Raw genomic sequence first — 25,797 nt, forward strand, 5'->3', positions numbered from 1 at the left:
GAGAATGAATAATGCAGTAACGGGATTTTCTAAATTATCCAAAGAAGAAAAAATAAACTGGATTGCCTACGAATACTTTTCTACTCCAACTGAAGCTATCGCATTGCTGAAAAACTACTGGAATTCTGACGAAAAAACACAACAGCTACACGATGAATTCATCGAAAATACAATCACCAACTTCTATATTCCGTTAGGAATTGCTCCAAATTTTCTAATTAACGGAAAATACAGCACTATTCCCATGGCGATTGAAGAAAGTTCTGTAGTTGCCGCAGCTTCAAAAACGGCTAAATTCTGGTCCACTCGTGGCGGATTTAAAGCGACAGTTATCAATACCGAAAAAATTGGCCAGGTTCATTTTATCTATAACGGCGATGTTTCTAAACTCAACTTATTTTTTGCCCAAACCAAAGCTGTCTTTTTTACCGAAACGGAAAGCATTACTAAAAACATGCAAAAACGCGGTGGCGGAATTCTAGATATTGCTCTAAACGACAAGACGGACTTATTACCTAATTATTTCCAACTTCATGCTACTTTTGACACGAAAGACAGCATGGGAGCCAATTTCATCAATTCTTGTTTGGAGCAATTTGCTAAAACATTAAAAGAAGAAGCTTCGCTATATGAGTTATTTTCAGAAACAGAAAAAGACATTCATGTTGTGATGAGTATTCTGTCTAATTACGTTCCCAATTGTACTGTTCGCGCTGAAGTGTCCTGCCCCGTAGAAGAATTAAAAGAAAAACACATTCAGAATCCACAAGAATTTGCAGAAAAATTCGTCCAAGCCGTTCAAATAGCCGAAGTTGAACCTTATCGTGCCGTAACCCACAACAAGGGAATCATGAACGGAATCGATGCTGTGGTGCTTGCAACGGGAAATGATTTCCGCGCAGTTGAGGCTGGAATTCACGCTTATGCTTCTCGAAACGGAAAATATTCCAGTTTATCACATGCAAAAATTGAGAATGGTATTTTTACTTTTTGGCTGGAAATTCCTTTAGCGCTGGGAACTATAGGCGGATTAACCACTTTGCATCCTTTAGTGAAATTTTCTTTGGAAATGCTTAAGAAACCATCCGCTAAGGAATTAATGCAGATTGTTGCCGTTGCTGGTTTAGCTCAAAATTTTGCGGCTTTACGTTCCTTGACGACAACCGGAATTCAGGAAGGACACATGAAAATGCATTTAAATAATATCATCAATCAGTTTGAAGCCACTCACAAAGAGCGTGTTTTAATCCGACAACATTTCAAACACAATATGGTTTCCCATAGCGCCGTTGTTGACTATATCGAAAATCTAAGAAAATAACATTGATTTTCGACAGCCCTGACAGGGTTCAGAACCCTGTCAGGGATTTAAACAAAAATAATGAAACAAACATTTTACAGTAACGGAAAACTTTTAATTACAGGTGAATATCTGGTTTTAGATGGCGCCAAAGCTTTTGCTCTGCCCACAAAACTTGGACAAAATTTAATCATCGAAAAAGGAACCAATCAAGAAATACAATGGAAAAGTTACGATGCTGACAAAAGCATTTGGTTTGAAGATACCATTTCATTTTCTGATATTTCAAAGGTAAGAAATTCAGAAAACGAGTCCGTCAAATCAACATTGATTGCTATTTTGCACGAAGCTTTTGTATTAAATCCTGATTTTATAAATCTTTCAAAAGGATACACAATTACCACCGAACTTGGATTTCCTAAAAGCTGGGGTTTAGGCACCTCGTCTACTTTGATAAACAACATTGCCCAGTGGTTGCAAATTGATGCTTTTACGCTGCTTAATAACAGTTTTGGAGGAAGTGGCTACGATATTGCCTGCGCTCAAAACGACACTCCTATTTTATATCATTTAGAACAAGGAAAACCGATTGTTGAAAAAGTGGTTTTTAATCCTTCGTTTACTAAAGACCTCTATTTTGTATATCTGAACAAGAAGCAGAGCAGTAAAAAAGCGATAACGGCATACAACATCAATAAAAAAGTCAATCTAGCTAAAACTATTGCTCTAAACGACAAAATAACTTTTGAAGCTTTGAAAGCAACAACCACTAAATCATTTGCTTCAGCGATAGAACAGCACGAGGCTGACATGAGTAACATTTTGGAAATGCAAACGGTCAAAGAATCTTTGTTCCCTGATTTTAATGGTACAATCAAAAGCCTTGGTGCATGGGGAGGAGATTTTGTTATGGCAATTGCCACTGAAAATCCTAGCCATTATTTTGCCTTAAAAGGATATCATACAATTATTCCTTATAATGAAATGATATTGCTTTAGTTACATTAAATTTTTATTTTAAATTTCGCTCAAGCTTTCAAACAAAACTATCTTAAAAATAAAATCCCGATACACTAGAAATGTATCGGGATTTTTATTTAAATTAATTACTTTAAAATATTAGTAATTGAATTGTTTTCTGTTGTCTTCAATTTTAGCACTGTTTTTCAAAGCTGGAATAACTCTGTTCACATCAGAAGCGCTTTGTGCTTTTAATTTAGCTACGTATGGAGCATGATCTTTCAAAGCAGGTGCTTTTACTGTACTCATGTTTTTCACAACATAAACTCCAGTATTTCCTTCAATAGGAGCAGACATTTTGTTTGCAGCTAATGCAAATGCATTTCCTACAACTTTAGGCTCTTGACCTGCACCAACTAACATTGGATTTTCCATAGTTACGTCAGCTGCTTGTTGAATTTTTGCACCAGTAGCTTTTGCGATAGCTTCTAATGAAGAACCTGTCATTTTAGCTTTGATCAATTCTGCTTTTTTCTTGTTTTTAAGAATTGGCTCTACATAAGGTCTCGCTAATGTAACAGTTACTAAACCAGATTTGTCTACATTTTTAAGTTTTGCAATTACATGTCCTAAATTAGCTACTTCAAATCTTTTTACAGCACCTACTTTAGTATCATCTTCAAATGCCCATCTAACTATACTTCTTTGATTCCCTAAAGGACCAAAAGTCTCATCCATACCTTTTAAAGTTAGTGGAGCAGCTACAGTAAGCTTCATGTCTTTTGCAATTTTGCCAAAATCTTTATCCGTTGCGTCCATTTCAAATTTAGTCGCTTGAGTAAACACTTTGTCAGAAGTCACTTCCGAAGCTTCAATTTTTTGAGCAACAGTTGCTAAACGAATTCCGTCTTGTTTATCTGTAATTTTGATAATATGAAAACCGAAAGGAGTTTCTACTAAACCAACTTTTCCAATTCCGTTATTGAAAACGAAATCATTAAACGGCTTCACCATTTGATTTGGACCAAAATAACCTAAGTCACCACCTTGCTGTGCTGAAGAATCATCTGAATTAGTAAACGCTAACATCAAGAAACTATCCGGATTTGCATTCACTTGAGCTAAAATAGATTCTGCTTTAGCTTTCGCTTCCTCTTTTGTTCTTTTCTCTTTTTTGTTAGGAACCTGTGTTCCTTCATAGCTAATTAAAATATGGCTTGCTTTTGCATTTACACCTGCCTTCATTCCCATTGATTTAGAAATACAGTAGTATTTTCCAAACAGATAAGGGCCGTAAACCTCACCTGATGCAAGATTGAATAATTTGTCTGCATCAACTGCCGGCAAATCTTTTTTAGCTATGTAAGTTGAATCGTAAGGAACATCTGAATTCGAATTCACAAACTCAATTGTGTTAGTCGCATTTCTAAATCCTGGTAAAGTATCATTTTTACCAGTTGCCTGATTGTACACTACTCTTCCAGACAACAATCCGTTTATTTTAGACTTAACCTCATCTTGATCTTCTTTCGAAGCTTTGTCTTCAATCAAAACATATTCTACTTCACGTGATTCGTCAGCTTTGAATTTCTTTTCGTTTTTCTTCATGAAATCTACAATTTCAGTATCAGTAACTTTTACGTCACTGTCTTTAATAGTAGAATACAAACCAGCAACGTAAGCAAAATTTACTTTGTTGGCTTCCATTTCATATTTCATTTTTCCTTCGCTCTCCGTAGTATAAATACCCGCTTTAATCAAAGTATTATAAATTTGATATTTCGCATTCAATTCCGCATCTTTCTCTCTATCTTTCAAATATTGCGCTTGTGCAGGATTTGATTTAAAATACTCTTTGAATTTTGCAATATCAAACATCCCTGCTGCATTCAAGAACAATGGATTTTTACCAATATTTTCATCTGCTTTTAAAACTTCAAGTATGTGTTTTTCACCTACTCTTAATCCTAATTTATCAAATTCTGAAGACAATAAAGCTATAGAAACTTCCTGATCCCAAACTCTGTTTGCTGCTGCTGTTGAAGTAATCCCTTGACCACTTTTCTCAACATTGCTTACTTTGATTCTAAAATCCTCGAAGGCAATATCTTTTCCATTGATACTTCCTACATCCTTTGTGCTTTTACCAAAGCCTCCTTTACCGATAAGATCTTGTATGATAAATGCAAATAATGCAAGTGCAATAACTGCTATCAATAAAGCGGAACGTTGTCTAATTTTTGCTAAAACTGCCATTTCTATTGTTGTTAATTTTTATATTCAGTTTGCGAAAATACAATTATCTAATTAATAATTATACTAGTAGCGTTTTATTTTGAAAGAATTTTCAATTTTATAAAAAAAACTACTCTCGCACCGCCATTTTCACTAATTCTATTTTTTTATTTGTGGCCTCTTCTATGACAAAATGAAAGGTCCCAATGGTAATTACAGTCCCTTTTTGCGGAATTTCCTTGGTGAAATCAACAATAAAACCACCAAGTGTACCATAAGAATCTCTCTCCGGAATATTAAGTTTATAGGTTTGATTTAGATATTCGACATCAAAACGAGCCGAAAAAAGATAGGTATCATCCCCAAGCTCTTTTTCGATTAATTCTTCTTCTGAATCGTGTTCATCTTCTATTTCTCCAAAAAGTTCTTCGACAATATCTTCTATAGTAATAATCCCGGAAGTTCCGCCATATTCATCCAGCACAACGGCCACACTCTTTCGCTTTTTAGTCAGCAAATTCATGGCGTCTTTGATATAAATTGTTTCTGGCACAAACTCTACCAAAATTACAATTTCCTTAATACTCTCCGGTTTTTTGAATAAATCAAATGAATGTACGTAACCTACAATGTCATCCAAAGAATTTTCATAAACCACAATTTTAGAATATCCAGTTTCAATGAACAATTTGTTCAATTCATCCATCGAATTATATAAGTCAATCGCAACGATTTCAGTTCTGGGACTCATCACGTCTCTGGCTTTTACCCCCGAAAACTCTAAAGCATTTTGAAACATTTGTATTTCTGAATCTACTTCTTCATTATCCTCAACAGTACTCATTTGTTCTGTTATGTAATTCCCAAGCTCCACTTTGCTAAAATAGATCTGTGCCTGATCGCCTTCGGTTTTAAAGAATTTTTTCAAAACAAAATCGGAAACCCAGATAAAAAAAGTAGAAATAAAATAGAATAAAACATAAAAAACGTAAGCTGGAACAGCAAAAAATTTTATTAACGTATTGGCATAAATCTGAAAGAATACTTTAGGCAAAAACTCTGCAGTAATCAAAACTATTAGTGTGGAAAGAATAGTCTGAACTAACAAATCCAGTAGACTTGAAAAATGATAACCAAAGGATTCAACCCAACGCATCAATAACCCGCCCATAAAAAACCCATATATCACTAACGCAATATTGTTCCCAATTAGCATGGCTGCAATAAATTTAGAAGGCTTTTCAGTAAGTTTAGTAAGTATTCTAGAGAGAAAATTATCTTGCTTTTTTTCTATTTCAAGATAAATTTTATTGGAAGAAATAAAAGCAATCTCCATTCCTGAAAAAAAGGCACATAGTATTAAACACAATATTATGATACTAATTTCCATAATTTAGGATTTTTTGCTTCTGTCTTCAAATTTTTTTCCAAATTTCATTCGGAAGAAAAACATAAATACCGCTACGGCCGCTATCCCAAAACTTAGCCAAGGTGTTGCAGCAGGATCATAAAACTTTGTAACGCCGTCATAGAGAAAGAAAACTGCAAAAACCAAATAGAAATAAGGCACGTATTTTAAGTAAGTCATAAGTAGAATTTATAAATTATTGGGCAGATTCAAACTCACCGGAGATTCTCTGTGAATTGATCACTTTGAAATCTTTACTGAAATCGATGCCTTGTCCGTTCGAAGAACCTTTAAGGTCTGTTAATTTGAATTTTTTCTCCGTAAAAAACCATTCGTTTTTTTGATCGTAATACAACTGTTCCGTCTCCAGCATTTGTCCGTTCTCTGATTTGATTTTTACTTTTCCCTGCAAATCAATAATATTTGTCAACTTGTAGGAAACCGCATAATTGGCAGTTATAAATGTTCTCTTTGCTTTATTATCATATAAAGTTACATCAATTCCTTTAGGAAATTCAGTAAAAGGAAACTCAACATTAGAAAAATCTAACATTTTAGGACTTACCAAAATTGATTTAATCAAACCTGAATCAGTGTATTTTAGATTTACATTATCGGCATCGCCACCAGGAACAAAATCTGAAAAATTAATTTTTTGTACTTCTTTAAAATTACTTTCGCAACCAAAAAACAGAGTCACAGCAAAAACTGTGACTACTGGAAAGATTATATGTTTTTTTAGTAAAGTCATATGCTGTACTTGACAAAGCAATGTGATTAAATTTACTTATTTGGCTCTAGTTGAATTTTCTTTTCTCAAACCATTTGTCGTTTAAGGAAAAACCAACACTAAAATTAGCATAATTTTCCTGAATCAAATTTGCATTTGTTGTTCCTTTTTTACCCAATTCAAAACCTAAATTCACATTAGAAAAACTTCCTGTTATTGGCAATCCAAATCCAAGCGTTAATCCCATGTCATTTATAGACTCTGAATTAATCATCAAGCCTGTTTTCTCATATTTAAGTCCAGCTCTATAAACAATTCTTTTCGTGTAACTTGAAAACGAATTATAGTTTGGAATGTAATATCCTCCAAGACTTACACTTCCGAATCTTCCATACCCCACATTACTAGCTTTATTATAGGTGTTCTCTTGACCATAGGTTTTCTGGTATGCTATTTTTCCTCCTATAAGCCATTTTTTTGATTCACCAATTCCCATACCAAATGATATTTTGCTTGGATACCTCACATCAGATTGTGTTTTTTGCTCCCCATAGCTATCCACAACAGACAAATCAAAAGTCGAGTTATAAACGACCGTGGATATATTTCTTGTGTTTTTAGAAGTCAAACTACCTTCTATCGTATAATTTAAACTACTGTATAAAGATAATTTTTTACTTAATTTAGCTTGGTACATTGTTCCAATATTAAAATTCACTCCTGACAACTCTGCGCTATTCAATTCACGAGTACCTAAAGGGACATTTGTAATAATTTCTAAACTATTAGTTTCAATTTTACCAAAATTATAATTTGCATCAGCACCAATACTGAAATTCGGTGTTATTTTGTACCCAATTCCTAAAAACACTTTATTCAGACCACCAGTCCCACTTAACCGTTTGTTGGTTTCGCCTACTTCTGAAGATAATTTTTGAATTCTATACCCTACCGAAGAATATGGAATTAATCCAAAACCTAAACCAAACTTTCCTAAAGGCAAACCAACAGCTAGATAGTCTAAAGTGGTTCTGCGAGCATTAGCTGACTCCGTATTTGTTTTTAAAGTCTTAGTCCCATAAGTACCTCCCATGCTAAAAGTAGTACGTTTTAAGCTCGAAAAACTGGCTGGATTTTCTAAATTAATGTGAATACTATCTTGTTCCACCGCAACTCCTGCCATAGAGCGATTTTCAAGCGTTCCTTTAAATCTTATGTCACCAATTCCGTAAAAAGAATAAGGAGATGAAGTTCCCTCTTGAGCGATGGATACAAGTGACAAAAGTAAGCATGCGCTTATTATAATTTTTTTAATCATTTTTGATTTTATATTGAAATGTTTGGTTCAAACTCTCCAAAAGAAAATTTGAATTGGCAAATATGGTATTTTTTAATCGTTTAGCCAAAAAATCTGTATCTCCTCCCGTTAAAATTATTATAAAATTTGAATACCGGGCTCGATATTCATCTATGAACCCATCAATCTCATAGACCAAACCATTAACTACTCCTGAATGAATTGATTCGGAAGTTGAATTTCCAATTAAATCTTTAGGACTTTCCAAGGTTAACAAGGGCAATTTTGCCGTGAAATTATGCAATGACTCATACCGCAATCGTAATCCCGGAGCAATTGCTCCACCATGATATCTATTAGTATCATCAATAAAATCAAAAGTAACACAGGTCCCTGCATCAATAACCAACCTGTTTTGATCAGGAAACTGAAATGTCGCTCCGGCAGCGAGAACCATTCGGTCAATTCCCAATGTCAAAGGAGTCTCATAATCATTAGAAAAAGGAAAAGGATCCTCGTGTGATATAAAATGAACATTTAGTTCCTTTTTAAACGTCAAAAAAGGCTCTTTTTTAACATTGCCAACAGATGCAACTACCAAATCAGTTATTTTTTGGTGTGTTTTTAAAATATTTTCAATTTTTTTTTGAAAGTCTATTTTAGTAAAAAAAAAAGTATCAATTTGAGTATTACCCTCAAAAACAGCACCTTTAATTCTGGTATTCCCTATATCAACCGTTAAAATCATAATTTATATTTTGATGTTGCGAAGGTACGAATTGATTTTTTTAAAAAAATGTTTTGGATATCCTAAAAATGATTCTATATTTGCACCCGCAATAAGCACGGTACCTTAGCTCAGATGGTAGAGCAATGGACTGAAAATCCATGTGTCCCTGGTTCGATCCCTGGAGGTACCACAAAACCCGAATAGAAATATTCGGGTTTTCTGTTTTTAATCCTTTCCTGTAATTTATCAAATCGTAAGCATCATCAATTACAAGAAGTTTCAATTCTTTGCTTACTTAAATCCCTAAATACGTAATCTTATTTTGAAACCATAACTCTATGCTTAGTCCCTGACGCCCTAATCCTATTAAAAAAAAGTATTAATTCCAACTCATTTTTAACAGAAAAAATGGATTACATTAACTGAATTACCTAGTTATAAATCATAATTTTACTAAACCAAACAAATTTGATTAAATGTAAATCAGAACTATTGCGTACAACATTTTATTAAACATAAAATAAATTACCGAAACATAATGGAAGGTAAATCTGAGGCCTTGTAATTTATTTTAATATTAAAGATTAGTGATTTAATATTAAATTAATAAAAAAAGTTATGAAATCATTTATTATAATTTTGTTTTTTTTAGGTTTTGTCACCACCTCCTATTCCCAAGATAAAAAAAGTAGTGATTCAGATGAAGGAAGTCTTACATTAGAACAATTACCCGAAGTGGTAATTCGAAGTGCCGGAAAAGATTTCTCTGTTTATTTAACCGACAAAAACCCTGACGCAACCGTTAGAGGACTTGAAGAACAATTTATCAGCTATAGTCTAGGGAAAGATTACGAAGGATTTGACAGCTATTTAGTGACCATGGAAACTAAAAATGGCTCTCTGGCAGCAACCTATAATGGCAATGGAAAATTAACTCGAGTTGTAGAAAACTATCAAAACGTAAGACTGCCCAGCAAAGTGATTTATTCTGTTTACAAAGAGTTCCCAGATTGGCAAATTATTAATGACAAATTTTTATTTACGCAGGAAGGTGGCGATATAATAAAGAAACAATACCATCTAAAAATCAAAAAAAATAATGAAGTACGTAAATTAGTAGTTCACGCAAACGGGGAAATCCTAAAAGGAGTTAATTAAAACTTGAAAGTGTATTAAAAAAATTTAATATTAGTGCCATATAAAGGGTTTAGTCTTTAAAAGCTAGACCCTTTTTTATTCTCGGAATACTAAAAAAAATTCAATCACAAAGCATTAGTTTAAGACTTTATAAATGTAACAAAGTTCCTAATTGTAAGTTTCCGTTTTTACAGGCCGAAAAATCCATTTCAAAAGACACTGCAATTTTAGTAATATCCACTCATTTTACCAATATAAATGCGGGTTTCATAAATATTTTTATTTTTTATTATGAATTTCTAAAAATAATAATTGCTAAATTAGTATATTTATGCAAAATTTATATACATGGAACTTTTAACCTGTCCGAAATGTCAAAATAATCACATAGTAAAAAGTGGCGTAGTCAACAACAAACAAAGGTATTTATGTAAAAATTGTAAGTATTTTTTTACTGTAAACAAAATTGGGAAAAAGATAGACGATTATTACGTTACCAAAGCATTGCAACTCTACTTGGAAGGACTAAGTTATCGCGAAATAGAGCGCATTATAGGCGTTTCACATGTCACGGTAAGTAATTGGGTGAAGGCATTTAATATCAAAAAACCCTCTCATGCTAATTACCATCCTACCTATAAGATTTTTAACCATTTAGAGCTGGTAGAATATATAAAAAACAAAGGATTGCTTTCAGGAGCCGGCATGATAATAACGGAACTTGGTGATAAATTTATGCTTATAAAATGGGAGCGTTTCAAAGACTAACTATGTCACTTTACACTTATATATAACTTAATTTTTTTTATAAACAAAAAATTAGAATTTGGCAGTATTGAAACTAACCATTTCCCCTAACCAAATCTTATTTACTATGAAAAAATATTGCCTTTTCCTTTTGCTTGGAATTTCTTCCCTTAAAGGATACTCACAGTCCGTCCCTGCCGCGCCAGCTGAAAAAGATTGGAGTGTAAACCTATATGGATTTGTAAGAACGGATTACATCTTCGATTCTAGAAAATCCGCAACTGTTCGCGAGGACAATTTAAATTTATATCCTTTGGATGTTGCATTAGACGCCAACGGCAAAGATGCAAATGCAGTTTCACAATCCAACTTTTTATCGATAACGTCTCGATTTGGAATTAAAGTCAAGGGCCCTGATGTTTGGGGCGCAAAAATGAGTGGAAATATTGAAGGTGACTTTTTCGGAAATACAGATGGAACTATTGGAACTTTGAGATTACGACATGCCTACGTAAATATGGATTGGTCTAAAACATCCTTAACCATGGGACAAACTTGGTACCCAACTTTCATCCCCGAAGTTTTTCCTGGTGTTGCAAACTTTAATACTGGGATTATGTTTAATCCTTTCGGATGGGCTACCCAAGTGAAATTAAAACAAGCTTTAACAAAAAAAGTTACTGTAATCGCTACCGCATATAAAGAAAGAGAATTTTTTGCTCTTGGCACCACAGGAACTCAAAATTCAGCCTCAATCAATTCAGCTTTACCTTCTTTGAATGGCCAAATTCAATACAAAGGAAAAAACTGGTTTTTAGGCGCAGGAATAGAGTACAAGTCAATGCAACCTTTGACAGTTAGCGCAACTAATATTGTAACTACCGAAAACGTAAATAGCTCTTCCGTATTTGGCTATGCTAAATATTCAAATGACAAAATTATTATCAAAGCTTATGGAATTTCAGGTGGCAACTTAAACAATCTGGTGATGCTAGGTGGTTTTACAGGATCTACAACTTCTGGAATTGAGTCTTACAACCCAACAAAAACAACTTCTTTTTGGATTGACATCGCAAGCAACGCAAAAGCGATTGCTCCTGGTTTTTTCTTTGGAACTACCAAAAATAACGGAGCCAATACTGCGGCTGGAAGTACTGTCCAAGTATATGGCAGAGGTATTACGGGACCAAGAATAGTAGACAATGTTTGGAGAGCTTCGGGAAGAATTGATTTCAAAAGCAACAAATTCAGAGTTACACCAGAATTAGAATACACCACAGCAACTTGGGGTGATACTGATTTATACGCAAAAGTATCCACTAACAAAAAAGACGTTGCTAACCTAAGAGCTATGGTTTCCTGTGTCTATGCCTTTTAAAATAATTAACCAAACCACTATAATATCAATTTTATGAAAGAAAAATCAACAAAAGGAATCTGGAAAGTTATTTCCGCATCCTCCATGGGAACAATGATTGAATGGTATGACTTCTACATTTTTGGAAGTTTAGCCGTTGTAATTTCAACTAAATTTTTCCCGGCAGATAATCCAACCGCAGCCTTCCTGGCAACCCTAGCCACTTTTGCAGTTGGTTTTGTAGTTCGTCCCTTTGGTGCACTTTTCTTCGGGAGATTAGGAGATTTAATTGGACGAAAGTATACCTTTATGGTTACCTTGCTACTAATGGGTGGCGCTACCTTCCTGATCGGTTGTATTCCCAGTTATGAAACCATTGGCTTTATGGCCCCTTTATTAGTATTAATATTGCGAATGCTTCAAGGTCTAGCACTTGGTGGCGAATATGGTGGAGCCGCAACTTATGTGGCAGAACATGCACCAGTCGGGCAAAGAGGATATTGGACTTCCTGGATTCAAACTACGGCAACGGTTGGTTTGTTTATTTCCTTAATGGTTATTTTAGCCACAAGAAATGTTCTTACTCCTGAACAATTTGACGAATGGGGATGGAGAGTTCCATTCTGGGTTTCTATCATTATGGTTGGAGTTTCCTATTTAATTAGAAAAAACATGGATGAATCTCCGGTTTTTGCCAAAGCGAAATCAGAAGGAAAAACAAGTACTAATCCGTTAAAAGAAAGTTTCGGAAATCGTTACAATTTAAAATTTGTTTTATTGGCTTTATTTGGAGCTACCATGGGACAAGGGGTTGTCTGGTACACCGGTCAATTTTACGCCATGAGTTTCTTAAAAACAGTTATGTCTATTGACTCTTCTCAAGTGGATACTTTATTGGGAATTGCATTAATATTAGGAACGCCCTTTTTCATTGTATTTGGTTGGTTAAGTGACAAAGTGGGTAGAAAATATATTATGATGGGAGGAATGTTATTGGCCATTTTATTATACAGACCCATTTACAAACAAATGTATGAAACAACATCTGTAAAAAATAAAACTGAAATTGTTACGAATACAAAAGTGGTTTCTGAACTAAAAGAGAACAAGAAACAGACTATGGATTCTATTTATACCACTAGCAAAGAGTATACTGACGGGACTAAATTTCTTGAAGTAAAAACGGTATCTTTAGAGAAGGGAACAGCGAAGATCGTTGATGGGAAACCGAAAATTGAAACCAAAACAACGATCAATATTAATTGGAATGACAAGTGGACTTTAATCTTTTTGATATTTATACAAGTGCTATTTGTTACTATGGTCTACGGCCCTATTGCAGCATTCTTGGTAGAAATGTTCCCAGTGAAAATTAGATATACTTCTATGTCGTTGCCCTATCACGTAGGAAACGGAATTTTTGGAGGATTGCTTCCTGCGATCTCCACCTATTTTGTTATAAATGCAAAAGAAGCAGGAAATCCAGAATTTTATCTCGAAGGACTTTGGTATCCAATTGTTATTGCTGCAGTCAGCTTTGTAGTTGGAATGATTTACATTAAAAATAAAGATAAAAACGCTCACATATAAAAACACAGCTATGAATCAGATAAAAAGAGTTTTAGGATTAGTTTGGATCGCCTTAGCAATTGCGGCAGCTTATTTTTGCATCTTTACCTTTGGATTGCCAAAATTCATGTCCGGTAAACAAGAGGATTTAGTATTTGGAATTATCATCTTATTTATATTAACGCCATTAATAGTTTTAGGGCTGGGTACCTTTGGTTATTTTTCCTTAATGGGCGATTACGATGAAAAAAAATAATTATTAAATAAATTTCTAATATGCAGTCTCTACATTAATCGGTAGAGATTGCTTATTTTCATTATAATGAAATCGCCAGTAAAGATGACGGTATCATTTTCCGCAGAAAAGTAAATATTATTTCGAATGAAAAAAAGACACGAACAAAAGTTAGTTATACTTTCCATGCTAATGCTATTAGCGTTGAACATACCTCTTTTGCTTTTATTTGACAGTTCCAAGCCGCTTTTTGGTTTTCCAATCGTGTACATCTATATTTTTTCGGCATGGTTATTTTCAATTGCCATCACCTACCTAATCATAAAAAGATATTATGAGTAGCATAGGACTTTTATTGATTTTAGCACTTTATGTGTCCATTCTTTTTTACATCGCCTATTGGGCTGAAAAAAGAAGCCATTCTAAATGGACGAATAATCCTTACATCTATTCTTTTTCCTTAGCGGTTTATTGCACCGCATGGACCTATTATGGAAGCATTGGTGTTGCAGCAGAATCTGGTTTAAGTTACTTACCTATTTACTTAGGTCCAATAATAATTATCCCCACTTGGATGGTTATCCTCAAGAGAATTATCCGAATATCGAGAGTAAATAAAATCTCCAGTATTGCCGATTTTATTTCTTTACGATACGGAAACAGTAGATTTCTTGGCGCATTAGTAACTATGATTTGTGTTTTTGGTATTGTTCCCTACATTTCTTTACAGTTAAAATCGATTTCGGATACTTTTCATATTGTTACAAAAACGCAATCAAGCGATAATATTTTTACGGACACTACTACTTATGTTTGCCTCGCTTTGGCTTTATTTGCTTCTTATTACGGAACAAAATACGTTGATGCTTCCGAAAAAAGACGCGGAATCGTTACGGCAGTCGCAATAGAATCAATCTTAAAACTAGTTTTCTTTTTAATCATCGGAATTTATGTAACCTATTTTGTTTACGATGGTTTTGGAGATATTTACACCAAAGCTGCAGTTCTTGAAAATTTTGAAAAGAAGAATTCGATAGGTGACTTAACAAGCGGAATAAATTGGTTTTTTCTTTGCATATTGTCCATGTTTGCAATTTTTCTGTTGCCAAGACAATTCCATACTGCAATTGTTGAAAACAATAAAGAAACCCATATTCGAACAGCCATGTGGCTTTTTCCGTTGTATTTATTGCTGTTCAATATTTTTGTTTTTCCAATTGCTTGGGGAGGAAATATTCTTTTTCAGGGAAAAGGACTCAATTCAGACACCTTTTCATTATTGATTCCTCAATTTTTCAACAATAATTTCTTGACCGTTTTAGTATTTCTTGGTGGATTCTCCGCTGCCATCTCCATGATTATTGTTTCATCGATTGCATTAGCAACCATGTTAAGTAATAATCTGTTGATTCCTTACGGTTTCATTGGTTCACTCAAAAATTCTTCTCAAGAAAAAAACAGTAAACGCATTCTGATTAGCCGAAAAATAGGCATTTTTTCGTTAATTATTTTGGCGTATGCCATCTACCGAATTTTCATTTTAGATTACTCGTTGGTTTCCATTGGCTTGGTTTCATTTGTTGTTATTGGACAACTAGCACCTTCTTTTTTTGGAGCATTATTCTGGAGAAGAGGTTCAAAAAAAGGAGCTATAACAGGAATTATAATGGGCTTTTTGATTTGCTTTTATACCTTATTAATTCCCTACGCCATTGGAATAACAAAATCTTCCAGCTTATTTATTCAGGAAGGTCCATGGGGAATTACATTGTTAAAACCGTTTCAACTTTTTGGATTGGATTACTTAGAACCTATTCCCCATGCTGTTTTTTGGAGTTTATTTTTTAATGTTATCTGCTATGCTGCAATTTCAGTAAGTTTCAAAGGGAATTACAGGGAACGCAATTATGCCGAAATGTTTGTGGATATCGACAAATACATCACCAATCACGAAGATGCATTTGTATGGAAAGGAACTGCGTATATTTCTGATATTCAAAAAGTTTTACAGCGATTTCTTGGAGAAGAAAGAACAAAAAGGGCCATGACGATTTTCAATTTAAAATACAATATTGATAAAAACATCACCACGGCCGATGCACGGTTTATAAAGTTTGCGGAGAATTTATTGACAGGACATATTGGCACGGCTTCCGCCAAAATACTAATATCGAGTGTAGTCAAAGAAGATAAAATCAGCCTGACTGAAGTGTTGCGAATTCTCGAAGAATCTAAAGAGAACATTATTATCAATAAGAAACTAACGGATACTTCCAATGAATTAAAAAAAATATCCATTCAACTGAAAAATGCCAATCAGGAATTGGTCAACAAAGACATTCAAAAAGACGAATTTCTCGATACGGTTACGCATGAGTTGCGAACGCCAATAACCGCAATACGCGCAGCAAGTGAAATTCTTCATGATGATGACGATATTCCAGAGGAATTGAGAAAACAATTCTTGCAGAATATCATTTCCGAATCGGATCGTTTGAATCGTTTGATAGACAAAATCCTGGATTTAGAAAAATTCGAAACAGGGAAACAAAAAATTTATCTTTCGAAAAACAACATTTCCAAAACCGTTGAAAAAACTTTGCTTTCATTGAAGCAATTGATTAAAAATAAAAAGATAAGCATTGAGTTCAATGAAGCCTCTAAAGAAACAAAAGCCTTTTATGATGAAGAACGAATCATTCAGGTCATTTACAATTTGTTATCAAACGCTATTAAGTTCAGTTCCGAAACCGATGGAAAAATCAGCATCAAAATAGCAGAGAAAAAAGAAGTTGTTGAAGTCCGCATCCATAATAACGGTAAAGGAATTAAGGAAGAAGATTTTGAAACCATTTTTGATAAATTTTATCAATCTCGAAATCAAAATGTAAAAAAACCAATCGGAAGCGGTTTAGGATTGGCCATTTGCAAACAGATAATAGAACACCATAAAGGAAAAATTTGGGCGGATAGCACCGAGACAAATGGAGCAACATTTATTTTTACTCTACCCAATTATAATACTACTGAAAATTATTAAAAAATGAAAAAAATTTTAATTGTAGATGACGAACCAAATATTGTTATGTCACTTGAATACACATTCAAAAAGAACAATTTTGAAGTTTTTATTGCACGCGACGGACAAGAAGCCTTAGAAATTCTGAAGAACCAACTTCCGGACGTAATCATTCTGGATGTGATGATGCCAATGGTTGATGGTTACGCGACATTGGAACAAATTAAAAAAGACGAAAGACTAAAACATTGCAAGGTCATTTTCCTAACGGCAAAAAACAAAGAAAAAGATATTGAAAAAGGACTTTCATTAGGTGCAAATTTATATGTGCTCAAGCCTTTTTCAGTCAAAAAATTGGTCGAACAGGTACAGGGATTGATTTAAACTATTTGGTTTTTGCAGGGATGCAGAGATTTTTTAAACTATAAACAACCAGCAACAAAATGAATTATAAAGATTTTTATACTAACAGCATTAATCAACCTGAAGCTTTCTGGAAAGAACAGGCGATGGCGATAGAATGGTATAATAAACCGGAAACTATTATATCAAAAGATGAAAATGGATATCCGGTTTGGTACAAAGATGGAGAATTAAACATCTGTTATTTGGCATTAGACAAGCATATTCAGGATGGTTATGGGGACCAGGTAGCTCTCATTTATGATTCACCAGTAACACAAACAGTAAAAAAATATACTTTTTTTGAAGTAAAAACGGAAGTGGCAAAACTCGCCGGAGGTATGCTCTCCCTAGGTTTAAAAAAAGGCAACACAGCAATCATTTATATGCCAATGATTCCGCAAGCTGCGTTTGCAATGCTTGCTTGTGCTAGAATTGGGGTGACACATTCGGTCGTTTTTGGCGGTTTTGCACCACATGAATTGGCTATTCGAATCGATGATTGCAAACCCAAAGCCATCATAACTGCCTCTTCAGGAATTGAAATTGACCGACTAATTGCGTACAAACCATTAGTGGATGAAGCGATTGAGTTAGCTTCACACAGACCAAAAAAAGTCATTGTTTTCAACAGAAAATTAGGAGCAAGAGTTCCGTTTAAAAAATATGATGTTGATTATGATGCATTGGTATATGGCTCAGAAGAAACAGCTTGCGTTCCAGTGAATGCAATACATCCTTTATATGTACTTCACACCTCGGGAACAACAGGAAAACCAAAAGGAATTGTGAGAGATACCGGTGGTTATGCTGTTGCACTTAAATTTTCGATGCAATATATCTATGGCGTAAAAGAAAATGAGGTTTTTTGGGCCGCTTCAGATGTGGGATGGGTTGTTGGACATAGTTTCATTGTTTACGGTCCATTAATCAATAGAAACACCACCATCATTTTTGAAGGAAAACCAATTAAAACGCCTGATGCGAGTACTTTTTGGAGAATTATTGAGGAACATAAAGTCAATACCATGTTCACCGCACCTACTGCGATTCGTGCCATTAAAAAAGAAGATCCTAACGGAGATTTCATTAAAAAATATGATTTAACTTCTCTGAAAACACAATTTCTGGCAGGTGAGCGCTGTGATGTCGCAACATTAGAATGGTATTTAGAACATATTCCTGTCCCGGCAATCGACCATTGGTGGCAAACAGAATCTGGCTGGCCAATGATTGCCAATATGATGGGTGTCGAATATTTACCCATAAAACCCGGTTCAGTAGGAAAAGCGGTTTGTGGCTTTGACATTAAAATATTTGACGAAAAAGGCACTGAATTAGGTCCAAATGAAGAGGGTTATGTAGTACTAAAATTACCATTACCTCCCGGAACTTTAATGGATTTATGGAATGATAATCCCCGATTTAAAGCGGGTTATTTAAATAAATTTCCCGGTTATTATTTCTCCGGTGATGGAGGATTTAAAGACGAAGACGATTATATTTTCATTACAGGAAGAGTCGATGATGTGATTAATGTTGCCGGACATCGCCTTTCGACAGCCGAAATGGAGGAAATTGTTGCTTCTCATCTTTCAGTTGCGGAGTGTGCCGTAATTGGAATAAATGATGCTTTGAAAGGACAAACTCCTTTGGCTTTGGTTGTAACTAAATTAGATGCTGAAATTGAACATTTCCAACTGGAGCAGGAAATTATAAAATTAGTTCGCCAACAAATTGGTGCTGTAGCATCTCTTCGGAATGTTGTAATTGTAGAACGATTACCAAAAACACGTTCCGGGAAAACCCTGAGAAAACTAATGCGAAGCATTGCTGATGGAGAAAATTATCAAATCCCTTCAACGATTGATGATGAATCCATTGTAGATGAAATAATTGCTGTTTTGAAAAAATATGAAATTGGAGTTTATAATACTAAATAAGAAAATATCATAATTATGAGTCGTTATAAAATTAACACATTAGAAGAATACTTCAAAGAATACAAAAAGTCAGTTCGTGAACCAAAAAAGTTCTGGGACAAAATTGCTGCTGAAAATTTTACTTGGTACCAACAATGGGAAAAAGTGGTCGATTTTAATATGGCTGAAGCCGAAATAAAATGGTTTGTTGATGCTAAAGTAAACATCACTAAAAACTGCATTGACAGACATCTTGCTAAAAAAGGAGACAAAACCGCGATCATTTTTGAACCGAATGACCCCAATGAAGAAGCGTTGCACATTTCGTATAATGAATTACACGAGCGGGTCTGTAAAATGGCAAATGTATTGCGGGAACAAGGTGTGAAAAAAGGAGATCGTGTTTGTATTTACTTACCAATGATTCCTGAGTTGGCCATTTCCACTTTGGCTTGTGCCAGAATTGGAGCTATCCATTCCGTTGTTTTTGCGGGATTTTCGGCTTCAGCAGTAGCCACCAGAATAAATGACAGCGATTGCAAAATGGTAATCACCTCAGATGGAGGATATCGTGGTAACAAAACCATTGATTTAAAAGGAATTATTGACGATGCATTGACCAATTGTACAGGAGTTTCAAACGTATTAGTGGTTAAAAGAACGAATACAATTGTAAATATGAAAGAAGGTCGTGACCAATGGTTGCAACCTCTTTTAGACAGAGCATCAGACAATAATGTAGCCGAAATTATGGACGCCGAAGATCCTTTATTTATCCTTTACACTTCGGGCTCAACCGGAAAACCAAAAGGCATGGTGCATACTACGGCTGGTTATATGGTTTATACTGCTTATACTTTCAAGAATGTTTTTAGCTATGAAGAAAATGATATTTTCTGGTGTACCGCTGATATTGGCTGGATCACCGGACATTCCTACATTCTTTATGGCCCATTACTGAACGGAGCCACTACGGTAATTTTTGAAGGAGTTCCCTCCTATCCTGACTTCAGTCGTTTTTGGCAAACAATCGAAAAGCACAAAGTAACTCAGTTTTATACCGCCCCAACAGCCATTAGGGCTTTGGCTAAAGAAAGCATCGAATACGTACAACGCTACCAATTAACCTCTTTGAAAGTGATTGGCTCTGTAGGTGAACCTATCAACGAGGAAGCTTGGCACTGGTACAACAACCACGTAGGAGACAAAAAATGCCCGGTAGTTGACACGTGGTGGCAAACCGAAACCGGAGGAATTATGATTTCACCAATTGCCTTTGTTACCCCAACAAAACCAACCTACGCTTCACTTCCCTTACCGGGGGTTCAACCTGTTTTAATGGATGAAAAACGCAACGAAATAGAAGGGAATCAGGTAACGGGTAGTTTATGTATTAAATTCCCTTGGCCGGGAATTGCCAGAACTATTTGGGGAGACCACCAACGCTATAAAGACACTTATTTCTCTGCTTTTCCAGGCAAATATTTTACTGGAGACGGCGCTTTGCGTGATGAAGTTGGATATTATCGAATTACAGGTCGTGTGGATGACGTCGTTATTGTTTCAGGACATAATCTTGGAACTGCACCAATAGAAGATGCCATCAACGAACACCCGGCAGTTGCTGAATCCGCCATTGTAGGTTTCCCTCATGACATCAAAGGAAATGCCTTGTATGGTTTTGTGATTTTAAAGGAAACGGGAGAATATCGTGATAGAGAAAATCTTAGCAAAGAGATAAACCAACACATATCCGATCACATTGGACCAATTGCAAAACTGGATAAAATACAGTTTGTTTCTGGTTTGCCAAAAACCCGTTCCGGAAAAATAATGCGTAGAATTTTGCGTAAAATAGCGGAAGGGGATTATTCAAATTTTGGCGATACCTCAACATTACTGAATCCTGAAATCGTAGAAGAAATCAAAAACGAAAAAGTATAATTTTTTTTTAATTGTGGTAATTTGTCGAAAACTGCTTCCTCACGGGAGCAGTTTTTTTTGTACAAAAAAAGGCTGCCCTTTTTAGAGACAGCCTCCTTGATGTTAATAATAAATATTACTCTTTTATAAATTTCATCACTTCAGTTTCATTATTATCATTCAGTACTTTTACAATATAAAGTCCTTTGCTCAAATCACTGATAGCAAAAGGAGTATCTTTAGAATGATTCGTATCAAAGCTTTTTACCAATTGTCCGTTAATAGAAAAAACCTGAACTTTAGTGGTATTTGTATTTAAAGTAAAATAACTTGAAGAAGGATTTGGATACAAATAAACGGTATTAGTTTTTTCATAGTTGGCAATCGCTAAGTTTGCCACCTTATTACCGTAAATTCTAAAATCACCTGCCGAAATTGCAATAGTAGCGTTCATATCAGTGACAGTAATAGCAGAATTATCCATCAAGTTGTACCAAATTCCAGGATAAGGAAAACCAGTCGGTACATCTTTAGTAGATAATTCAAAATTAGCTAATACTAACACATCTTTAAGTTGCGTTGCCGCCAAAGTGCTATTGGTAATCTTGATATTAGGTGTTAATGAAGTACCACTTGACATCGTTGCCGTTCCAGAGAATACAGGTTCCGCAATTTTCATACTGATCATTTTTGCCCAATCGTTATAAATTTTATTTCTTCCGTTATCACTTAACCAATTATTCGACCATTGTGGTTGTGGTTTTTTATCCAATTTACAATCACCAGAAATAGCATCCAAAGAAGTATTCACTGAACCATCATTACAGCTAAAAATAGAAATCTCCCACCCAAGCTCACCGAAATGCCAAATCATTTTTGGTCCAGGAACTAATAAAGAAACGGCTCCTAAAGCTGACATTCTGGAAAGTGCAGTTGCCGGAGTTTTTACATTATATCCATTTAGATTGGCACCAAATTGGATATTTTTGTACATCAATCGCTCTTCATCGTGACTTTCAGCATAGCCCATCAATCTGTTTGCGGTAAATCCATGACTGGCACTATTCATTCTTGAAATATCATTGCTAGAATTGTATCCCATCGTCAACTGATTGTATGGATCGGTCATTTTACCCCACATCATGATTCCTTTGCTAGGAGTTTCGGCAATTCTATAATTTGCCCATTCTTTTTCCTCTGCATCAGTTCCTAAGTGTTCGAAAATAGTATAGTGCGTTGGATCCAGACTCCAGGAATAATCCGCATAATCTTTCAAAATGGCAACTCTGTCCGCTTGATACCCATTAGTGCAATTTTCGTCACTAGCCGTACAATTTTGTGTAAAACCTTTAGTCAAATCCCAACGGAAACCGTCAATTTTGTATTCGTCAATCCATTGTTTAACTACTCTTTTTACGTAATTTTTCGTCAAGGCCGAAGTATGATTGAAATCATTCCCCACACTATAAGTGTGTTTTGCCACAGTATTAAAATAAGGATTCTCCGTTGAAGGTGAACCCCAACCATCGCCATCAGGATCATTCATCCACATTCTGACCATTGGATTTCTGTCAAAAGCATGGTTTAACGCTACGTCCAGAATTACTGCAATACCATTTTGATGGCAAACATCTATCAATTCTTTAAATTTACTTGAAGTACCATAAAACTTATCTAAAGCCATATGGAAAGAAGTATTGTAACCCCAACTTTCATTTCCTTCAAATTCCATTACTGGCAGTAGCTCAATGGCATTAATTTTCAAATTTTTGAAATAATCAATTCGGTCAATTACATTTTGATAACTTCTGCCTGCATCGAAATCTCGTATCAAAAGTTCGTAAACCACTAACTTTTCCTTCTCCGGTTTTACAAAACTAGTCGTTGCAGTTGTCCATGGATACGGTGTTTGGCCCGTTTGTAACACGGTCACTTCTCGTTGTTGACCTGCAGGATATAAAGGAAGATTAGGATAAGATACTGCAGGAATATAAGGATCATCATCTGCTGACAATACTAAAGTAGAATACGGATCGGCTGTTTTTACTAAAGATGGAGTTCCAGTAATAGGTGTTGCGTCAACCACCCAGTATTGATACGTATAATTTATTCCCGATGTCAATCCGGTTAGTTCCAACCAAAATTTTCCTGAAACAGCATCTTTTTTCATGGCATAGTTTGCGTCCGGTTGCCAGTTATTAAAACTACCGGCTACATACACAAAATCCTTTAACGGAGCATCTAATACTAAAGTAGCTTTTGTCGCATTTGCAGTATAATTGATTCCGTCCAATAAACCTGTCGGTAATGCTGCACTAACTGTTCCCGGATTTACGATTACACTAAATCTTTTAGTGACACTTGTACTTCCCTGCGTTACTTCCAATGCATAATTTCTATTACTAGTGATATTAGTATCATTAAAAGTATAACTAGCTGTACTTGCATTTGTATTTATACTTACACCATTTGCTTTTAAGTTATAGCTGGCGTTTCCGCCTGTATTTGTCGCGGCAATATTAAAACTGGCTCCAGATGCAATTATTGTTGAACTATTTTCAGTTGGAGCTGTTAGATTTACTTGAAAAGCTCCAACATTAAAAAAAGTATCAGCAGTCTGCATGTTTCCAGCGTCATTTCTCAATACAACACAAATTTCAGTGATAGAACTAGAAAGTGGAACTCCAAAATAAGTATATAAATCAGGTGTTAGATCTAATTTATAACTAGTTCCTGAAATAAATGTTAACGCAGGCTGAGTTGAATTGTTCGCCCATGTTCCTTTGACATTTTGCCATCTTGTTCCATTAACGGTCAAACCAATATGCGCATATATTGTGCCTGTATAGGCAGCTAATGCCGTTCCCGTTTTATTAAAATTCAGCGTAACTACCCCACTAGCAATTGCCGGTGAAGGCGTAGTTGTGAATTGCGCAAAACTAATAGATGATATTAGTAAAAATAATAAAGTAATTTTTTTCATCTCATTTATTTATTAAATTTAAATTAAAAAAAAGGGCTATTAAAAAATAGCCCTTTTACGGTAATTATAAACTAATTATACTTTTGTAATGGTGTATGTTTTTGCTGCAAAATCGACAACAATTTTATAAGTTCCTGTCACAGCAACTGGAATATTAGCTCCACTAGCATCTAACGTCAAATTATTTCCGTCATCACCAAAATTATCTGCCCAACCATCATCCAATCTAAATTTGAACTCACCTCCTGCAGTTAAGGGCATAGTGATTGAATACTTTTTGGTTGCCAAATCGTAATCTAAATTAGTGTCAGAGTCCCATCCTGTAGGAGTAGCACTACCAATAATTCCCCAGTTAGGCCATGCCGGATATGGTGTTAATTTTATGGTGTAAGAGTTTGATGGTTGCGACAAACTTCCTGTTGTACCCACCGTAGATAATACACGTACATCTACTGAGCTTTTTAGAAACGGAGCAAAACCAGCACTTAATGCAGCAGAATTTAACTCATTTACAGTAAAATTTTTAAATTTATTTGTGCTGGTAGCTACAACGGTAGGCTTTGCAAATTTTGTTCCTGCAGCTGCAAACTCAATACTATAGGTAACAATAGTGGAAGTCCCATTGTATACCGCATAATCCCAAACTACAGTAGTAGCAAGATCATTTGGTTTGTTTTTATCAAGTACTAAATCAAAACCTGTAGACGGTGTTTTTAGAGTTGGAGCAGTATTTGTACTTACAGCTTCTCTGTCTATAACGTCATCCGTACAAGATATTGCAAAAATACTGATAAAAGCAATTAGAAATCTAATTATATTTTTCATGTTTATATCTTTTAAATTATAATTTTTTAATTGTATAAGTCAATCCTGTAAAATCAACAGTAATAAAATAAGTACCAGCATCTGTAATAACAATGTTGGAACCTCCGTTATCTAATGACAAGTTGTTTCCATCATCACCATAATTAGTACCCCAATCGTGATTTAATCTAAATTTGAATGATCCCAATTTCATTTTCATTGTAATAGAATACTTATTGGTTGTGGAATTGTAATCCAAAAGCGTGTCAGAACCCCAACCTGTTGTTGTAGCATCTCCAATTATACCCCAAGCGTTTGTTATAGGTGTGATTGTGTAAGTTTTGGTTGTAAAATTAGCAACAATAGTATAATTACCAGCGGTAACAGGAATATTATCCCCGCCTGCTTCTAATGAAAGATTATTTCCCGTATCTCCATAATTGGTTGTCCAGGCATTATCTAATCTAAATTTAAATTCACCAGTTGTTAAAGCTAATGAAATTGAATAAGTGCCATTTGTAGGATTAAAAGTCATATCTGTGCTTTTGTCCCAACCAAGTGGAGTAGCACCTCCAATAATACCCCAATTTGGCAGGTAAGGAGTTACTTTTAATGTGTAAAAATTTGAAGTTTCTGTAGTACCACTACTTTTGACACGAACTTCCATTTGACCTTCAACAAGTGCAGGTAATCCTAAACTTTTTGCTGTTGCATCTAATTTACCAACGGTAGCATCTAAATAATGATTGGTTGTTGAACCTATTACTACCGGAGTCGCAAAATTAGTACCTGCTTTAGCCGCTTGCACTGTATAAGTGATAGTAGTACCTGTAGCATTTGCAGGATCATTCCATACAAAAGTAGTTGCCAAATCATTTAATTTAGCTCCGTCAAGAACAAGATTAAAATCTGAAGTCGGCGTAAGTAATTTAAAACTTGAATCAGCCGTAACAGCTTGCACATCTTCAACATCATTTGCACACGACAAGGATATCAGACTTATAAAAGCTATTAAACATTTAATTGAATTTTTCATGTT

General features: G+C 34.9%; 21 protein-coding genes and 1 tRNA gene. 13 read left to right on the forward strand and 9 right to left on the reverse strand.

The window, feature by feature from the left end; all coding sequences use genetic code 11:
- The first annotated feature begins 4 nt into the window (after positions 1 to 4).
- Positions 5 to 1,321, forward strand: a complete 1,317-nt coding sequence (locus tag ACFX5F_RS09845; protein WP_379851886.1) for a hydroxymethylglutaryl-CoA reductase, degradative — start codon at positions 5 to 7, stop codon at positions 1,319 to 1,321.
- A 60-nt stretch (positions 1,322 to 1,381) separates the two neighbouring features.
- Positions 1,382 to 2,299 carry a GYDIA family GHMP kinase gene (locus ACFX5F_RS09850; RefSeq protein WP_379851887.1) on the forward strand — a complete coding sequence of 306 codons (918 nt, stop codon included), beginning with the start codon at positions 1,382 to 1,384 and terminating at the stop codon, positions 2,297 to 2,299.
- A gap of 120 nt (positions 2,300 to 2,419) precedes the next feature.
- On the opposite strand, the gene ACFX5F_RS09855 is transcribed toward ACFX5F_RS09850, so the two are convergent.
- From ACFX5F_RS09855 to ACFX5F_RS09880, 6 genes are all read right to left on the reverse strand, one after another.
- Positions 2,420 to 4,516: a peptidylprolyl isomerase gene (locus ACFX5F_RS09855; RefSeq protein WP_379851888.1), complete on the reverse strand. Its 2,097-nt coding sequence runs from the start codon at positions 4,514 to 4,516 to the stop codon at positions 2,420 to 2,422.
- Positions 4,517 to 4,625: 109 nt separating this feature from the next.
- Positions 4,626 to 5,885 carry a hemolysin family protein gene (locus tag ACFX5F_RS09860; RefSeq protein WP_379851889.1) on the reverse strand — a complete coding sequence of 420 codons (1,260 nt, stop codon included), beginning with the start codon at positions 5,883 to 5,885 and terminating at the stop codon, positions 4,626 to 4,628.
- Positions 5,886 to 5,888: 3 nt separating this feature from the next.
- Positions 5,889 to 6,083, reverse strand: coding sequence for a hypothetical protein (locus ACFX5F_RS09865; RefSeq protein WP_379851890.1), 195 nt, complete (start codon positions 6,081 to 6,083; stop codon positions 5,889 to 5,891).
- A gap of 16 nt (positions 6,084 to 6,099) precedes the next feature.
- Positions 6,100 to 6,654, reverse strand: coding sequence for an LPS export ABC transporter periplasmic protein LptC (gene lptC, locus ACFX5F_RS09870; protein ID WP_379851891.1), 555 nt, complete (start codon positions 6,652 to 6,654; stop codon positions 6,100 to 6,102).
- A 46-nt stretch (positions 6,655 to 6,700) separates the two neighbouring features.
- Positions 6,701 to 7,951: a BamG family beta-barrel-assembly machinery protein gene (gene bamG / locus ACFX5F_RS09875; protein ID WP_379851892.1), complete on the reverse strand. Its 1,251-nt coding sequence runs from the start codon at positions 7,949 to 7,951 to the stop codon at positions 6,701 to 6,703.
- Positions 7,944 to 8,678 (reverse strand): type III pantothenate kinase, encoded by a 735-nt coding sequence (locus tag ACFX5F_RS09880; protein WP_379851893.1) that lies wholly within the window; start codon positions 8,676 to 8,678, stop codon positions 7,944 to 7,946. The genes bamG and ACFX5F_RS09880 overlap by 8 nt, the downstream gene beginning before the upstream one ends.
- Before the next feature lie 99 nt (positions 8,679 to 8,777).
- On the opposite strand from ACFX5F_RS09880, the gene ACFX5F_RS09885 reads away from it, so the two are divergent.
- From ACFX5F_RS09885 to acs, 11 genes are all read left to right on the forward strand, one after another.
- A tRNA-Phe gene (locus ACFX5F_RS09885) sits at positions 8,778 to 8,850 on the forward strand.
- A gap of 428 nt (positions 8,851 to 9,278) precedes the next feature.
- Positions 9,279 to 9,818: a hypothetical protein gene (locus ACFX5F_RS09890; protein ID WP_379851894.1), complete on the forward strand. Its 540-nt coding sequence runs from the start codon at positions 9,279 to 9,281 to the stop codon at positions 9,816 to 9,818.
- Between the two features lie 327 nt (positions 9,819 to 10,145).
- Positions 10,146 to 10,565: an IS1/IS1595 family N-terminal zinc-binding domain-containing protein gene (locus ACFX5F_RS09895; protein ID WP_379851895.1), complete on the forward strand. Its 420-nt coding sequence runs from the start codon at positions 10,146 to 10,148 to the stop codon at positions 10,563 to 10,565.
- Positions 10,566 to 10,671: 106 nt separating this feature from the next.
- A complete protein-coding gene (locus tag ACFX5F_RS09900; protein ID WP_379851896.1) occupies positions 10,672 to 11,922 on the forward strand; it encodes a DcaP family trimeric outer membrane transporter in 1,251 nt (416 codons plus the stop codon).
- A gap of 33 nt (positions 11,923 to 11,955) precedes the next feature.
- Positions 11,956 to 13,491: an MFS transporter gene (locus ACFX5F_RS09905; protein ID WP_379851897.1), complete on the forward strand. Its 1,536-nt coding sequence runs from the start codon at positions 11,956 to 11,958 to the stop codon at positions 13,489 to 13,491.
- Between the two features lie 10 nt (positions 13,492 to 13,501).
- Positions 13,502 to 13,726 carry a DUF6814 family protein gene (locus ACFX5F_RS09910; RefSeq protein WP_035668533.1) on the forward strand — a complete coding sequence of 75 codons (225 nt, stop codon included), beginning with the start codon at positions 13,502 to 13,504 and terminating at the stop codon, positions 13,724 to 13,726.
- A gap of 126 nt (positions 13,727 to 13,852) precedes the next feature.
- Entirely contained in the window at positions 13,853 to 14,047 is a 195-nt protein-coding gene (locus ACFX5F_RS09915; protein WP_073205431.1) for a hypothetical protein, read from the forward strand.
- Positions 14,040 to 16,745, forward strand: a complete 2,706-nt coding sequence (locus ACFX5F_RS09920; RefSeq protein WP_379851898.1) for an ATP-binding protein — start codon at positions 14,040 to 14,042, stop codon at positions 16,743 to 16,745. The genes ACFX5F_RS09915 and ACFX5F_RS09920 overlap by 8 nt, the downstream gene beginning before the upstream one ends.
- Before the next feature lie 3 nt (positions 16,746 to 16,748).
- Positions 16,749 to 17,108, forward strand: coding sequence for a response regulator transcription factor (locus tag ACFX5F_RS09925; RefSeq protein WP_073205424.1), 360 nt, complete (start codon positions 16,749 to 16,751; stop codon positions 17,106 to 17,108).
- Between the two features lie 59 nt (positions 17,109 to 17,167).
- Positions 17,168 to 19,069 carry an AMP-binding protein gene (locus tag ACFX5F_RS09930; RefSeq protein WP_379851899.1) on the forward strand — a complete coding sequence of 634 codons (1,902 nt, stop codon included), beginning with the start codon at positions 17,168 to 17,170 and terminating at the stop codon, positions 19,067 to 19,069.
- Positions 19,070 to 19,084: 15 nt separating this feature from the next.
- Positions 19,085 to 20,992, forward strand: coding sequence for an acetate--CoA ligase (gene acs / locus ACFX5F_RS09935; RefSeq protein WP_379851900.1), 1,908 nt, complete (start codon positions 19,085 to 19,087; stop codon positions 20,990 to 20,992).
- 115 nt (positions 20,993 to 21,107) lie between these two features.
- Here the strand turns inward: acs and ACFX5F_RS09940 are convergent, their stop codons facing one another.
- The 3 genes from ACFX5F_RS09940 to ACFX5F_RS09950 all read right to left on the reverse strand — a co-directional run bounded on the left by ACFX5F_RS09940 (position 21,108) and on the right by ACFX5F_RS09950 (position 25,794).
- Entirely contained in the window at positions 21,108 to 23,954 is a 2,847-nt protein-coding gene (locus tag ACFX5F_RS09940; protein WP_379851901.1) for an alpha-amylase family glycosyl hydrolase, read from the reverse strand.
- A 75-nt stretch (positions 23,955 to 24,029) separates the two neighbouring features.
- Positions 24,030 to 24,779 (reverse strand): SusE domain-containing protein, encoded by a 750-nt coding sequence (locus tag ACFX5F_RS09945; RefSeq protein WP_379851902.1) that lies wholly within the window; start codon positions 24,777 to 24,779, stop codon positions 24,030 to 24,032.
- A gap of 16 nt (positions 24,780 to 24,795) precedes the next feature.
- Positions 24,796 to 25,794 carry a SusE domain-containing protein gene (locus ACFX5F_RS09950; protein WP_379851903.1) on the reverse strand — a complete coding sequence of 333 codons (999 nt, stop codon included), beginning with the start codon at positions 25,792 to 25,794 and terminating at the stop codon, positions 24,796 to 24,798.
- Positions 25,795 to 25,797 lie beyond the last annotated feature (3 nt).

Source organism: Flavobacterium zhoui (assembly GCF_042787235.1).
Classification (GTDB): Bacteria; Bacteroidota; Bacteroidia; order Flavobacteriales; family Flavobacteriaceae; genus Flavobacterium; species Flavobacterium zhoui.

Bases quoted from the DNA above. Each gene is read 5' to 3' on its own strand.
- bamG (WP_379851892.1), bottom strand. From the start codon at position 7,951: ATGATTAAAAAAATTATAATAAGCGCATGCTTACTTTTGTCACTTGTA.
- ACFX5F_RS09915 (WP_073205431.1), top strand. From the start codon at position 13,853: ATGAAAAAAAGACACGAACAAAAGTTAGTTATACTTTCCATGCTAATG.
- ACFX5F_RS09920 (WP_379851898.1), top strand. From the start codon at position 14,040: ATGAGTAGCATAGGACTTTTATTGATTTTAGCACTTTATGTGTCCATT.
- ACFX5F_RS09845 (WP_379851886.1), top strand. From the start codon at position 5: ATGAATAATGCAGTAACGGGATTTTCTAAATTATCCAAAGAAGAAAAA.
- ACFX5F_RS09850 (WP_379851887.1), top strand. From the start codon at position 1,382: ATGAAACAAACATTTTACAGTAACGGAAAACTTTTAATTACAGGTGAA.
- ACFX5F_RS09910 (WP_035668533.1), top strand. From the start codon at position 13,502: ATGAATCAGATAAAAAGAGTTTTAGGATTAGTTTGGATCGCCTTAGCA.
- acs (WP_379851900.1), top strand. From the start codon at position 19,085: ATGAGTCGTTATAAAATTAACACATTAGAAGAATACTTCAAAGAATAC.
- ACFX5F_RS09855 (WP_379851888.1), bottom strand. From the start codon at position 4,516: ATGGCAGTTTTAGCAAAAATTAGACAACGTTCCGCTTTATTGATAGCA.
- ACFX5F_RS09940 (WP_379851901.1), bottom strand. From the start codon at position 23,954: ATGAAAAAAATTACTTTATTATTTTTACTAATATCATCTATTAGTTTT.
- ACFX5F_RS09890 (WP_379851894.1), top strand. From the start codon at position 9,279: ATGAAATCATTTATTATAATTTTGTTTTTTTTAGGTTTTGTCACCACC.
- ACFX5F_RS09945 (WP_379851902.1), bottom strand. From the start codon at position 24,779: ATGAAAAATATAATTAGATTTCTAATTGCTTTTATCAGTATTTTTGCA.
- ACFX5F_RS09950 (WP_379851903.1), bottom strand. From the start codon at position 25,794: ATGAAAAATTCAATTAAATGTTTAATAGCTTTTATAAGTCTGATATCC.
- ACFX5F_RS09880 (WP_379851893.1), bottom strand. From the start codon at position 8,678: ATGATTTTAACGGTTGATATAGGGAATACCAGAATTAAAGGTGCTGTT.
- ACFX5F_RS09860 (WP_379851889.1), bottom strand. From the start codon at position 5,885: ATGGAAATTAGTATCATAATATTGTGTTTAATACTATGTGCCTTTTTT.
- ACFX5F_RS09895 (WP_379851895.1), top strand. From the start codon at position 10,146: ATGGAACTTTTAACCTGTCCGAAATGTCAAAATAATCACATAGTAAAA.
- ACFX5F_RS09865 (WP_379851890.1), bottom strand. From the start codon at position 6,083: ATGACTTACTTAAAATACGTGCCTTATTTCTATTTGGTTTTTGCAGTT.
- ACFX5F_RS09925 (WP_073205424.1), top strand. From the start codon at position 16,749: ATGAAAAAAATTTTAATTGTAGATGACGAACCAAATATTGTTATGTCA.
- ACFX5F_RS09900 (WP_379851896.1), top strand. From the start codon at position 10,672: ATGAAAAAATATTGCCTTTTCCTTTTGCTTGGAATTTCTTCCCTTAAA.
- ACFX5F_RS09930 (WP_379851899.1), top strand. From the start codon at position 17,168: ATGAATTATAAAGATTTTTATACTAACAGCATTAATCAACCTGAAGCT.
- lptC (WP_379851891.1), bottom strand. From the start codon at position 6,654: ATGACTTTACTAAAAAAACATATAATCTTTCCAGTAGTCACAGTTTTT.
- ACFX5F_RS09905 (WP_379851897.1), top strand. From the start codon at position 11,956: ATGAAAGAAAAATCAACAAAAGGAATCTGGAAAGTTATTTCCGCATCC.